Genomic DNA, 13356 nt, shown 5'->3' with positions numbered 1-13356 from the left:
CTAAAATTCCTCCCCATTTTCCATGTATAAGACGACAGCTTTTCCGTTACCACAAAGAAAAACGCAAGCCTGGTCGGCTTGCGCTATAATACGATAACGATATAGACTATTCCTCTTTTTGCTCATCTAACAAACGAATGTTACGAAGCTCTTCTATACGCTTTGGATCTGACTCGAAGTACTGAACCAGATACTCCAGGCATGTAATCGATTCCCAGCTCAGGTGGTGCTCGATTCCTTCCACATCCTGATAAATATGCTCTTCATCCAAGCCAATGATCCGCATAAATTCTTCTAGAAGACTGTGACGGTCCACTAGGCGTTTTCCGATTTTCTTCCCTTTTGGCGTCAAGACAAGCCCGCGGTATTTTTCATAAACGAGATACTTGTCTTTGTCTAGCTTCTGAACCATTTTCGTGACCGAAGAGGGATGTACTTCTAACGCTTCAGCAATATCGGAGACACGAGCATAGCCCTTTTCTTCAATTAAGTTGTAAATGCGTTCCAAATAGTCTTCCATACTCGGCGTCGGCGGCATTGTGAACCCCTCATTTCCAAACCGTTATTTCATCAAGCCAAAAAAGGCACGTAGAAATATCATACCGTGTAATGAGAACCATTTGCAAGAGAAAAGTACCTATCGCAGCTGTTTTTCTGGTGTTGGGTTCATCATTTGGACATATTGTACGAGTTGTTGACCCAACTGCTCCATGCGCGCCTGCAAACGCTCATCCTTCAGCTTGCCTTCTGGTGTAAAGGCATTGTAAGCACTTGGGATGGAAGGGCTAGATGGCAACGGCCATGCATGCAGGTTGCGCATGATTAACTGCAAGGTGTTGACCGTGTTCGTAGCACCCATGCTTCCCCCAGCGACGCCAATGATGGCAACCTGCTTGTCACGCAAAATGCGCCCTTCCAGGAAGTCAATGGCGTTTTTCAAAGCACCTGTCATTGTGCCATGGTATTCAGGCGAACCGATCACAAGTCCATCCGCTTCGGAAACTGTTTTGACAAATTGATGGACAATTTCAGGGTACGTACTGGTATCATCACGATCATCATACAGCGGCAGCTTCCAGTCCGCGAGATGAATCATTTCAACATCGGCACCTGCAGCCTTCGCTGCTTCGAGTACAATATGAATCGCTTGTTTTGTCGTAGAATTGGCATTCATGCTTCCGGCTATTCCTACAATTTTCATGGTTTCACCCCATCGATAATCTAAATACTGGTATGATCATCATTATATTCCATTAAGTATATTTTGTAAACATTTATGTTTATTTAATATCGTCTGTTCTGAACAGACCTGTTTGTCACATACACTTGTACCAAGTTGCAAGTGAGGATGATGCCTATGGACAAAGTTGCTTGGCATATCGCCGTGCTTTTTGCAGGGTCTGCGTTAGGTGGATTCTACTTGGGTGGATATGAGTGGTTACGCTTTTTTACTTATTTCGGTTCCTGGGGGACAATAGGCATTGCACTTGCGGCTCTTGGCCTCGGATGGTTCGGCGTCCAGCTGTTGACCTTTTGCCATCGCAAGCAAATTCGCTCCCTGTACGAGCTGTACTACGTATTGTGTGGCGAAGCGTTCGCTTCTAGCCTATCTGTAATCACCCACATTCTGCTATTGGGCTATACAGGAGTCATGCTTGGCCAACAGGCAGATTCCCTCTTGGAGGAGCTCTCTCCTCTCTGGTTCATCCTTATGACCATTGCAGCCATCTTCTTTATCATAAATCGTTGGAGATGGATTGTCACTGCAACAGCCATATCTCTATCCATCGGTTTACTATTATTCGGATTGATTTTCAGCGCACAATCCCATGTCCCAATACCGAGCTTAGGTTATCAAATGAATGTGAACTGGCTGATTCACGCCGTATTTTTCCTTGCTTTGCATTTTCTTATCAGCTTGGCCACGACTCTACCTCTGGCAGTCCGTGCGTCCCATGAGCGAACTGTTCGGATGGGGGCAATCATCGGAGCTGGAATCTTCCTTTTGTTCACGTTTTTAGGTCAAGCTATCCTTCTTGCCCATTGGCATGATGCACACTCATCTATACTGCCTATCAAACAAATTTTGGTTCAAATGATGACGGGTGGCGATTGGCTTCTCGCTATCCTCTCGCTTGTGCATGGTGGAGTCATTGTCGCAGCCCTACTCTACTCGTTGACACATCCAATTGCGACACGTCAACATCTACAAATGCTGCCATTGATTGTCGTCATGCTGCTTACCGTTTTGGTATTCTCTCTCCTCACACTCGTGGTTCCGTGGAGTATGTCTGCAATCGCCAGTGCAACGACCTATTGCGGCATGTTCTTAATGGGCTGGTACGTTTGGAAGCATCAGCATTGACCTGATTGATTGTTTACTCGTAGCTCCTGTGGTCAAGACAAAGTCTTGGCCACTTTTTTCGCATGATAGGACCCATTTCAACGGACTCATCGTCACGTAGGCCTCCTCTACACATGGTTACTCTCCCTCATTTTACCACAATGAAAAACGTCCCCCGAAGGAGACGTTTACTGCAAAGCCTCACTTTCCGCTTTCAGCTGTACCCCATTTGGAGTACTCAACGGATAAGCTGGCGTTGTTTGTGCCGTAATTTTGTGGATTGCTGAAAGGACCGCCTTAGTGGCCTTTGTAGTTTGTTCCCAATCCATTTGCGCCAAGGAGTCTTCTTTTGCTTGTCCTGTCTCTGCATTCGTCACAAGTGCCGTAGGAATACCTGCGGCGGCCAAAGAGCTCACTGCACCGTTTCGTTCACGTGTACCATTCTTTTCGGAAGGTGATGCCCCCGCTTCTCTCAGGAGTTGGATTGGCAGATTTTCGTTGCCCAGCGAATTGATTGCAACAAGCTCTGCCTTTTGGCTGCCCACACCATCGACATAGAAGGCTGCAATCATAGCTTGTCGTTCCTTGGCTGATAAGGTATTCGCATAAGCAATCGGGCCTCTGTTTCCCGATGTAACTGCACCAAAGCTGACAAACCTCACTTCCGTATCGATCGGCTTGTCAGCCATATTACGCGCGATTTCAAGTAAGGCTGCTACACCGGAGCCATTGTGATTAGCCCCAACCGATAACCCAGCGGAATCATGATGAGCGGATACCATGACGACCTGCCCGGTGTCGTTTTGATTGGGCTTTCGACTTGCCACGATATTATACGAGGTTTGCTTGATGCTTACGGCTCCTTCCACCTTGACGCTTCCCTTTACGGGCCGTTTGTCCATGATGCGTTTTTGGAGCTTCGTGCCATCCGCCTTAGACAAAGCTATTACAGGAACAGCGATATCCAAAGGTTCGCCCAGCGAAGCATTCCAGCCTTCCTCTCGATCATTCCAGATGATAAGAGCAACGGCTCCGGCAGCTGCTGCTTGGCGTACTTTTTCTCCGAACGGAATCTCGCCTCGCTTGACCAAGGCAATCTTCCCCCGGGATGCATCATTTGCAAAATCAACCGCTCTTCCCAAGCCTGCATCCACCACCTCTGCTGTCGCGGTTCCATTGATCCCAAAAGCAAATCCACTTACTGTCCATTTTTGACCTGGCCATTCTTCTATCGTCAGTGATAGAGTAGCAGGCTTTCGGTACGTATAATAAGAAAAGGGATCGAGCTTGGTCTTGTACCCGTAAGATCGAAGTGTATTTTCCACATAGACAGCTGCCGCAAATTCCGTTTCAGTAGCAGGTGGACGAGCTGTTCTCGCCAATTGCTCGACATGGCTATACAAGCGTTCACTATCGATCCAATCTTGCGTTTCCTCTGCATGAGCACGATGTGAAAGGAAAGGTATCGGAAATATCGTTCCACAGACAAGCAAGGCACATAGCGCATAATGACGGACTGATCGCATGGCATTCTCCCTTTCCTTCGCTCTTTGCATTTATTATGGGCGGTTATGACAAATAGAGTCTAGTCAGAATAGTTAGTCAAATAACTTCATCCTGCGCCATCCCTGGACAGCTTTCGCTTTCTTCTGCCCAAAACGTCGATTTTTCGAGTGACTTCCCTCCATATGAATTCTTAATAGAAAGGTGCTTTTCTCTGTAAAATTATTGATAAAGAAAAGGCGACTTTCAAATTGACCTATGTCCTTCCCTTTTGCTAAGGTGGAATCAATAAAAAACCGTTTGAAAGAAACGGATTGGAATCCATTGAGGGGGAAGTACCATGCTGTATGTAGATGGAAAATGGGTAGAAGAAGGGCAAGTCGCAGTTCATCCAGAAGACCGCGGTTATAACTTTGGGGATGGCATATATGAGGTAGTACGCATTTATAAGGGACGCATGTATCAATGGGATGGACATCTTACCCGTTTGTTTCGAAGTGCCAAAGAAATAAAAATGGAGCTTCCATGGAGCGCAGAAGAGCTGACAGATTTAGCGAATCAGTTGATCGCCAAGAACAACATCACGGAGAATGATGACGCCAGCCTTTACCTGCAAGTATCTCGTGGCGCCTCACCGCGTGTTCACGATATTCCGTCTGGGATCAAGCCTGTGATCATGGGCTTTGTCCGTCACAAGGACCGCCCTGTCTCCGATATGAAAAAGGGCTGGACAGCACAACTCGTCGAAGATATCCGCTGGCTCCGTTGCGATATTAAAACGCTCAATCTGCTAGGAGCTGTTCTTGTCAAACAATACGCAAAGGATGCAGGTGCCCAAGAATCAATTTTGCACCGCAACGGCGTCATCACAGAGTGCAGCTCTTCCAATTTGTTCGTCGTAAAAAATGGCGAGCTGTATACGCATCAGGCTGACAATCTGATCCTGCACGGAATTACCCGCCAAGTGGTCATTGATTTGGCTCGGGACAATGGCATCACTGTACATGAAGAAGCATTCGACATGGCTTTCTTGAAGCAAGCCGATGAAGTCTTCCTCACCAGCACGACTGCGGAAATCATGCCGCTCATCTCGGTAGATGGCGTCGCTGTCGGCAACGGACAGCCAGGACCTGTCGTACTTACGCTACAAGATTTGTTTGAACAGCATATCAATACAAGTGTACTCGTGTAATGAAGAAAAGCTCTCCCGGTATGCATATACATCCGAGAGAGCTTTTCTTTATTGTTTAACGACGCAGATTCCATTCGTCTGTGGCATAGCGCGTCTTAACGAGTTCTTCTGCCAACGCAAGTTCTTCGTCCGTAAGCGTTGAAGGGATCAGCTCCACTTCCAATCCAGATGCAAAGCCTTTCGAGAACGCCTCGATGGATTCTTGGAGACTGATTGGCCGTGGGCTTACTTCGTTGATCGTCACTGCTTTTTGTCGGAAACTATCGATCATCCGTTGTTTTACCCGCTCCGATGGGAAATGCAAGAGCGAGAATAGTAAATCTACGTCCATATCAAGCAGAATAGAGCCGTGCTGAAGAATAACGCCCTTTTGTCGGGTCTGAGCGCTTCCCGCTACTTTTTTCCCCTCTACAACGAGCTCATACCAAGAAGGCGAATCGAAGCAGGCGGATGACCCTGGCGAATTGTACTTTTCCTTCTCCTCTTCACTCGCCAAAGAGACCATTTCCGCTGAGAGTCCAAGGTTCTGGAATCCGTGCAGCAGTCCCAAGCTGATGATTTTGTAGGCTTCCGTCACACTCGAAGGCATTTTCGGATGGTCTTCGGATACGATGACACTGTATGTCAGCTCCTGATCGTGGAGAACAGCACGCCCTCCCGTCGCTCTGCGAACAAAGCCCAGTCCTCTATTTTGAACTTCCTCCAGGTTTATTTCCTTGATGGCCTTTTGGAAATAACCAATCGACAGTGTCGCGGGGTCCCACGTGTAAAAACGAACGGTCGGGGGAACCTTGCCCTCACTGTGTAACTGCAAAATCGCTTCATCTACTGCCATATTCATCGCGGGTGACATTGCTTCCGTCACGATATAGCGCCACTGTTCCATCTATGTACCTCCTCATTCACAACGCCTTCATTGTACGCTTCTGGCACGAAGGACGGCAAGCTTCTGATGGGCTAATTGGAGCGAGCTGTTTCCTGTAAAATGGCCAATACCTGCGCCAATGAATCTGTTTTCTTCTCATTCTCTTCCCGCATTCGCTGCAAGATGGACTCCCTGTTGTTTTGCAAGTCATTCACCGCTTGAAAAAAGCGATCAGCCGTTAGCTCTTCTTCCAGCAAAACATGACACAAGCCCTGCCTTTTAAAAGACTGTGCATTTAAAATCTGATCACCCCGACTTGCTTCACGTGACAACGGTATCAAGAGCATCGGCTTTTGCAGGGCTAAAAACTCATAAATCGCATTGGAGCCAGCTCGAGACACGACAAGATCAGCCATTGCCAGCAAATCGGGCAATTCCTCCTGTACATACTCAAATTGCTTGTAGCCATTCACCTGAATCGTTTCATCCACTTGATTTTTGCCACAAATATGTACAATGGAAAAATGTTCGAGCAAAGCAGTAAGCGAATGGCGTACCGCCTCGTTTATTCTCCGTGCTCCCAAACTTCCTCCCATGACGAGCAGGACAGGTTTCTTTGTAGAAAAGGAGCAGGATAACAGACCCGCTTCTCTTCTCCCATGCTTCAGCTCATCTCGCACCACTGCGCCTACGTGAATCCCTTTGTTTTTCGGCACTTTCGAAAGCGTATCTGGAAATGTTACGCACACCTTGCTGGAAAAAGGGACAGCCAGCTTATTTGCGAGACCGGGTGTCAGATCAGATTCATGGATGACTACAGGAAGACGGTTTAGCCACCCCCCAAATACGACCGGCACGGAGACGAAGCCCCCTTTGGAAAAAATCACATCCGGCTTCCATTTGCCAAGAAAGCGAGACGCCTGCCAAATGCCTTTGACGACTCGCAGCGGGTCACTCACGTTTTTCCAATCAAAGTATCGTCGCAGTTTGCCTGAAGAAATGCCAATATAGCGAACATCCGGATGGTTGGCGACTAGCTCTCGTTCAATTCCTGTCGCAGAACCAATATAGGCGACTTCCCAGCCCAGCTTGATAAAGTGGGGGATAAGCGCAAGATTCACAGTAACATGTCCTGCCGAACCACCACCGGTAAATACAATCTTTCTCTTCATTCGGCCCGAACCCTCCCTGCCTCTTCTTCCCCCATGATAGCACCAATCGGAAAGAAAAGCCGCCCGTAACAACAGGCGACTTTTCCTGGAATCTAGAATTATGCTTGTGGTTGATAACGTAGAATTGGCTTTCTTGCGGCTGTCGCTTCATCCAAACGTTTGACCACAGTGGTATGAGGAGCTTCCTGAACGATTTCTGGCGTTTCCTCGCACTCGCGGGCAATTTGTATCATGACGTCGATGAACTCATCGAGCGTTTCCTTTGTCTCGGTTTCGGTCGGTTCGATCATAAGGCACTCGTCCACGATCAATGGGAAGTAGATCGTTGGCGGGTGATAGCCGAAGTCGAGCAAGCGTTTTGCGATATCGAGCGTGCGTACGCCCAGCTTCTTCTGGATTACACCAGACAGGACGAACTCATGCTTGCAGACGCGATCAAATGGCAGATGATAAGCCGTTGCCAAACGACGCATCATGTAGTTGGCGGAGAGCACCGCATTTTGGGAAACTTGGAGCAAGCCTTCTGGACCCATGGTACGGATGTAGCTGTACGCACGAACGAGAATACCGAAGTTTCCGTTGTAGCCTTTTACGCGACCGATGGAAGCCGGACGATTGCTATCCCAGTAGAAGCTGCCGTCTTCCTTTTTCGCTACGATTGGAGTAGGCAGGAATGGCTCGAGAATTTTTTTCACGCCGACCGGACCTGCACCTGGACCACCACCGCCGTGAGGCCCTGTAAACGTTTTGTGCAAGTTCAGATGCACCACGTCAAAGCCCATGTCACCTGGACGGGCAATGCCCAAAATCGCGTTCGCATTCGCACCATCGTAGTACAAGAGACCGCCTGCTTCATGGACGATTTTCGCCATTTCCACGATATCTTCTTCAAACAATCCGAGTGTGTTCGGGTTCGTCAACATCAAGGCAGCTGTGTCAGGACCAACCGCATCACGCAGTGCTTGAATGTCAACCAATCCACGCTCGTCAGATGCAATGGTTACGGTATCCAAGCCAGCTACCGCAGCAGATGCCGGGTTCGTACCGTGTGCGGAGTTCGGCACGATTACTTTGGTACGATGTCCTTCCCCACGGCTCTCGTGGTAGGCACGGATCATCATCAGACCTGTCCACTCACCCGCAGCACCAGCAGCTGGTTGCAGTGTAACTGCGTCCATGCCAGTAATTTCACCCAGTTCTTCTTGCAGGTTGTACAACAGCTCCAAAGCACCCTGTACAGTTTCTTCCGGTTGGTATGGATGTGTCTGCGCGAAGCCTGCGTAACGGGCAACATCTTCGTTGATTTTTGGGTTGTATTTCATCGTGCAAGAACCAAGCGGATAGAAGCCATTGTCTACCCCGTGGTTGCGACGAGACAGTTCTGTATAGTGACGAACCAATTGCAGCTCAGATACTTCTGGCAGCTCAGCCGGCGTTTCGCGAATGAGGTGCTTTGGCAAAAGGCTTGCTACTTCTACTTCTGGAACATCCAATGCCGGCAAATTGTAGCCCACACGGCCTGGTTTGCTCATTTCAAAGATCAGTGCTTTCTCTTGGTCGTTACGCACGTGTGATCGCCTCCAATTCAGCCGCCAATGTGTCGATTTCTTCTTTGGTACGCAGCTCAGTTACTGCAAACAAGGTGTGATTGGAAAACTCTGGGTAGTCGAGTCCGAGATCATAGCCCCCGATGATTCCAGCAGCCAGCAGGCCTTTGTTCACTTCTGCAACTGGTTTGTTCAGCTTCACCACGAACTCGTTAAAGAACGGTGAGGTAAATACGATCTCCAAGCCTTTTGCTTGCAGGGCATTCTTCGCGTAATGAGCTTTTTGCAGGTTCATCATCGCCATTTCTTGTACACCCTGCTTGCCGAGTGCTGTCATGGCAATAGAAGCAGCCAAAGCGAGCAGCGCTTGGTTGGAGCAGATATTGGAAGTCGCTTTTTCACGACGAATATGCTGTTCACGCGCTTGCAGCGTCAATACAAAGCCGCGTTTGCCATTTTCGTCCTTCGTTTGACCGACGATACGACCTGGCATTTTGCGCATCAGTTTGGAGGTTGTAGCAAAATATCCGCAATGCGGTCCGCCAAAGGACGCTGGGATACCGAATGGCTGCATGTCGCCCACTACGATATCTGCGCCTAATTTGCCCGGCGCCTCCAGTACACCCAGAGCAAGCGGATTGGAGGATGTAATCAACAGTGCGCCTTTTCCGTGTGCAATTGGTTCAATCGCTCCCAAATCCTCTACGTTTCCGAAGAAGTTTGGATACTGCACGATGACCGCTGCTGTATTCTCATCAACAAGCGCTTCCAGAGCCGCTGTATCTGTAACGCCATCGCTGTTGATACCTACTTCAACCAGCTCAACGTTTTGTCCATACGCATATGTTTTCAAAACACCACGCGCTTCCGGATGTACAGCGCGGGAAACGATTACGCGCTTTTTGCCAGTGTGACCTGCAGCCATCATCGCTGCCTCTGCCAAAGAAGTCGCGCCGTCATACATCGAGGAGTTCGCTACCTCCATACCAGTCAGCTCACATACCATCGTTTGGAACTCAAAAATAGCTTGCAGCTCACCTTGGCTGATTTCTGGCTGGTAAGGTGTATAGGCGGTAAAGAATTCACCGCGGAGCAGCATATGATTGACTGTGCTCGGCGTGTAATGTTGATAAACACCCGCACCCAGAAAGTTAACATGCGTGCTGAAGTTTACGTTTGTATTTGCGAGGCGTGTAAAATACTTCACCAAATCTGGCTCGGAAAGTGCTTCTGGAATATTCAAAGCACCTTTAAAACGTACTTCTTCCGGAATATCAGCAAACAATTCTTCTATACTCGAAATGCCGAGAGTTTCCAGCATTTCGCGCTTGTCCTGATCAGTTTGGGGCAGGTAGCGGTATTTCACGGACGTTGTCCTCCTCTAAAAAGGATGTATGTGGTGTATCTCTTAGTTTTTTGGGCGTTTATAAAATGGAGCGGCTACGATTTCTGCTTTCAGACGTTTTCCGCGAATTTCTACTTCTACTTGTGTACCTAACGCAGCATGCTCGGTTTTTACGAGAGCGAGACCGACGTTCTTCTTCAAGGTTGGAGATTGTGTTCCCGTCGTCACCTCGCCAATGAGCTCTTCTCCTATATAGACGGGGTAATGCGTGCGCGGAATCCCACGGTCGATCATTTCGATCCCTACCAGCTTCCGTGGAGCACCGTTTTCTTTTTGTGCCTTCAGCACTTCTTGACCGATGAACGGCACTTCTTTGTCTACCTTGACAGCAAAGCCAATGCCCGCTTCGATCGGAGTGATGTCTTTGCTGAGCTCTTGGCCGTACAGTGGCAGCTTTGCTTCAAAACGAAGCGTATCGCGCGCACCGAGACCGCACGGCAACAGACCTTCTTCTTTCCCAGCATCCAGCAAAATGTCCCACAGCTCTGCTGCACGATCGGCATCCAAATAAATCTCGAAGCCATCTTCGCCAGTATAGCCAGTGCGGGAGACCAATGCAGGAATACCACTCACTTGCACATCACGCCCAAAACGGAAAAAGCCGATTTGAGACAAGTCTGTCGTCGTCAGCTTTTGCAGAATGGCTTCTGCCAAAGGACCTTGAATCGCGATTTGTGCTGTTTGTGGCGAAATATTCTTAATCGTTACACCTGGAATCAGATGTTCTTCTAGCCACGCATAGTCTTTGTCGATATTCCCTGCGTTGATGACGAGCAAGTAGTGATCATCTGCATATTTGTAAACAAGCAGATCGTCTACCGTCCCCCCATCTGGGTAACAAAGCACACTGTACTGCGCCTGTCCGACTGCCAGCTTCGACACGTCATTCGTAGTCACACGCTGGAGATAAGAAAGAGCGTTTTCCCCTTTTACGTCCACTTCTCCCATATGGGAAACATCAAACAGACCAGCTTTTGTCCGAACAGCTTCATGCTCTTGACCAATGCTTGTAAACTGCACCGGCAGATCCCAACCACCGAAGTCGATAGTTTTCGCGCCATACTTTGCATAAGAATCAAATAGTGGCGTACGTTTCAAATTGGACATGTGGCACCTCCTGTGAACAATAAGATCCAAAAACAAAACAGAGGGGGAAAAACGGGTACACCAAAATAATGGTGCCCATTTCTCCTCCTCTGTCCTTGGTACCTGAGAGTTACCTTGCGAATCTCATGAGGATTCTTTCTTTCCCCATTTGCAAGTTTCCCCTTTGGTGGCTCGTGTGAGCTCTCTCCAGAGTTGCGTCCGGTAGAGGTACTTTTGCCTGAGAGATTCACCGTTACCGGCTTGCTCCTTCGGCGCTGCCAAACGTTCAAGCAGTCTCTCCCTACTACCATCATTCGCGGTTGTTTCATGGTCATACATAAGTTTTTGCTATCATTTCCATACTAATGGATGTACTACCTCCTTATCCTACCATGAGAGTCCAAAGTTGAAAATATACAAATTAACAGTCAGATTCAGAAAATCTTAACAAAACACATTGACAATAGATAAACGTTCAGTTTTTAGACATTAACCATGAATGTTATGGTAGAGCTATGTAAAGGAGTATCTTATATGCCGAATGTTCCTATTTCATTTGATACGAGTTGGATCAATACGCTTACAGAACGCATGCAAGAAGATGGCCCCTGGGATAAGTGGGAGCTGTTCAAGCTCTCATTGGAAGCCGAGGAAGCGATGGCTGTTCACGAATTTGATCAATTGCAATGTCTGAAATACCTTCCACTCTTGTCACCATTTCCACACCAGTTAGAAACGGCGAAACGTGTCCTGTTAGAGATGCGCGGACGAGCCATTCTCGCAGATGAGGTCGGTCTAGGAAAGACGATCGAAGCAGGTTTGATCATGAAGGAGTATATGGTCCGCGGCTTGGCTAAAAAAATTCTCGTCCTGGTTCCAGCCTCTCTCGTGATTCAATGGACAAAAGAGCTTCATCAAAAATTCGGCATAGCAGCAGTCGCGCAAAAAAAAGAATATATGTGGCGGCAGCATGAGGTCGTTGTCGCATCGATAGACACAGCAAAACGAGATCCTCACAGGCGTCACGTACTCGACATCGATTACGACATGCTCATCATCGACGAGGCCCATAAACTCAAAAATAAACGGACACGCAACTATCAGTTCGTCAAAGAAATCCGCAAAAAATATTGCCTGCTCCTTACCGCAACTCCTATTCAAAACGAGATGGACGAGCTGTACAACCTCATCAATTTGTTAAAGCCAGGTCACCTCGGCCATACTTCCACCTTCTCTACCAATTACGTAGAGGGCAAACGCCAATCCAAAAACAGCGAGAAATTGCGCGAGGAAATTGAAAAGGTCATGATTCGCAACAAACGAAGTGATGGTGGTATTCAATTCACCAGTCGACGCGTTCAGTCGATTCCGATTGACCTTTCTCCAGAGGAATTGACCTTGTACGAAGGTGTGACGCGCTTTGTTCGCGAGCAATACCAAACAGGATTTGGGGTTGGCGGCTTCAACTCTCTCGCTCTGATTACCTTGCAGCGTGAGGTCTGCTCAAGTAAGGAAGCTGCGTTTATGACGCTGTATAACATGCACCAGCGCACTGGCGAGGACTCTCCCTTGCGCACACAAATTCTTGAGCTAGTCGAGATGATTAAACAAATTGAGACGCACTCCAAGGCTGCCAAAGCGGTCGAGCTCATTCAACAAATCAACGACAAAGTCATCATTTTTACAGAGTATCGGGCAACACAAAACTATCTGCAAAAGTATTTGCACGACCACGGCATTACTTCTGTCCCCTTCCGCGGCGGCTTTAAACGCAGTAAAAAGGACTGGATGACTGATCTGTTCCAAAATCGTGCACAAGTCCTGATCGCGACGGAAGCAGGCGGGGAAGGGATCAATTTGCAGTTCTGCAATCAGGTGATTAATTACGACATGCCGTGGAATCCCATGCGAGTGGAGCAACGAATCGGTCGCGTCCATCGTCTCGGACAAAAAAGGGATGTGCACATTTACAATTTATCGACAACAGGAACGATCGAGGAGCATATTCTCAAGCTGCTGTATGAAAAAATCGACCTGTTTGAAATGGTCATCGGTGAACTCGATGATATTGTGGAACGCCTGAATCTAAGTCACTCCTTGGAAGATAATCTGATTCAAATCATTATGGATTCCCGCTCCTCCAAAGAAATGGCGCTGAAGCTCGATAACATTGGACACGCGATTCGGGCAAGCAAAGTAACCAAAGAAGCCGTCCCGCTTTCTGAGGCGGCTGACCAATAAC

General features: G+C 48.1%; 11 protein-coding genes and 2 riboswitches. Of the genes, 3 read left to right on the top strand and 8 right to left on the bottom strand.

Going from position 1 to position 13356, the window contains the following annotated elements; genetic code table 11:
- Positions 1 to 106: 106 nt before the first annotated feature.
- Together mntR and HP398_RS00395 are read right to left on the bottom strand one after the other, a co-directional pair.
- The gene (mntR, locus tag HP398_RS00400; protein WP_173621541.1) at positions 107 to 538 is read right to left on the bottom strand and encodes a transcriptional regulator MntR; all 432 of its coding nucleotides are present in this window, start codon (positions 536 to 538) and stop codon (positions 107 to 109) included.
- 99 nt (positions 539 to 637) lie between these two features.
- The gene (locus tag HP398_RS00395; protein ID WP_173621540.1) at positions 638 to 1201 is read right to left on the bottom strand and encodes an NADPH-dependent FMN reductase; all 564 of its coding nucleotides are present in this window, start codon (positions 1199 to 1201) and stop codon (positions 638 to 640) included.
- 156 nt (positions 1202 to 1357) lie between these two features.
- Here HP398_RS00395 and HP398_RS00390 point away from each other — a divergent pair, with 156 nt between their 5' ends.
- Positions 1358 to 2365 carry a hypothetical protein gene (locus HP398_RS00390; protein ID WP_173621539.1) on the top strand — a complete coding sequence of 336 codons (1008 nt, stop codon included), beginning with the start codon at positions 1358 to 1360 and terminating at the stop codon, positions 2363 to 2365.
- Positions 2366 to 2532: 167 nt separating this feature from the next.
- On the opposite strand, the gene HP398_RS00385 is transcribed toward HP398_RS00390, so the two are convergent.
- Positions 2533 to 3870 (bottom strand): M28 family peptidase, encoded by a 1338-nt coding sequence (locus tag HP398_RS00385; protein WP_173621538.1) that lies wholly within the window; start codon positions 3868 to 3870, stop codon positions 2533 to 2535.
- Between the two features lie 317 nt (positions 3871 to 4187).
- Here HP398_RS00385 and dat point away from each other — a divergent pair, with 317 nt between their 5' ends.
- On the top strand, positions 4188 to 5039 hold the full coding sequence (gene dat / locus HP398_RS00380) for a D-amino-acid transaminase (protein ID WP_017247975.1): 852 nt from the start codon (positions 4188 to 4190) through the stop codon (positions 5037 to 5039).
- Between the two features lie 55 nt (positions 5040 to 5094).
- Here the strand turns inward: dat and HP398_RS00375 are convergent, their stop codons facing one another.
- The 5 genes from HP398_RS00375 to gcvT all read right to left on the bottom strand — a co-directional run bounded on the left by HP398_RS00375 (position 5095) and on the right by gcvT (position 11135).
- Positions 5095 to 5925, bottom strand: a complete 831-nt coding sequence (locus HP398_RS00375) for a lipoate--protein ligase family protein (protein ID WP_017247974.1) — start codon at positions 5923 to 5925, stop codon at positions 5095 to 5097.
- 71 nt (positions 5926 to 5996) lie between these two features.
- Entirely contained in the window at positions 5997 to 7076 is a 1080-nt protein-coding gene (locus HP398_RS00370) for an undecaprenyldiphospho-muramoylpentapeptide beta-N-acetylglucosaminyltransferase (protein WP_017247973.1), read from the bottom strand.
- Positions 7077 to 7174: 98 nt separating this feature from the next.
- Positions 7175 to 8644 carry an aminomethyl-transferring glycine dehydrogenase subunit GcvPB gene (gene gcvPB / locus HP398_RS00365; protein WP_017247972.1) on the bottom strand — a complete coding sequence of 490 codons (1470 nt, stop codon included), beginning with the start codon at positions 8642 to 8644 and terminating at the stop codon, positions 7175 to 7177.
- Entirely contained in the window at positions 8637 to 9989 is a 1353-nt protein-coding gene (gene gcvPA / locus HP398_RS00360; RefSeq protein WP_017247971.1) for an aminomethyl-transferring glycine dehydrogenase subunit GcvPA, read from the bottom strand. Before gcvPA ends, gcvPB begins: the two co-directional genes overlap by 8 nt.
- Before the next feature lie 42 nt (positions 9990 to 10031).
- Positions 10032 to 11135, bottom strand: coding sequence for a glycine cleavage system aminomethyltransferase GcvT (gene gcvT / locus HP398_RS00355; protein ID WP_173621537.1), 1104 nt, complete (start codon positions 11133 to 11135; stop codon positions 10032 to 10034).
- A 79-nt stretch (positions 11136 to 11214) separates the two neighbouring features.
- Positions 11215 to 11330: riboswitch (glycine riboswitch) on the bottom strand.
- A riboswitch (glycine riboswitch) is annotated at positions 11331 to 11428 on the bottom strand.
- Between the two features lie 220 nt (positions 11429 to 11648).
- Here gcvT and HP398_RS00350 point away from each other — a divergent pair.
- Positions 11649 to 13355 (top strand): DEAD/DEAH box helicase, encoded by a 1707-nt coding sequence (locus HP398_RS00350; RefSeq protein WP_017247969.1) that lies wholly within the window; start codon positions 11649 to 11651, stop codon positions 13353 to 13355.
- The last annotated feature ends 1 nt before the right edge of the window (position 13356 follow it).

The organism is Brevibacillus sp. HB1.4B (assembly GCF_013284285.1).
GTDB classification, from domain to species: domain Bacteria; phylum Bacillota; class Bacilli; order Brevibacillales; family Brevibacillaceae; genus Brevibacillus; species Brevibacillus porteri.
This window is presented reverse-complemented; position numbering and strand designations above follow the sequence as displayed.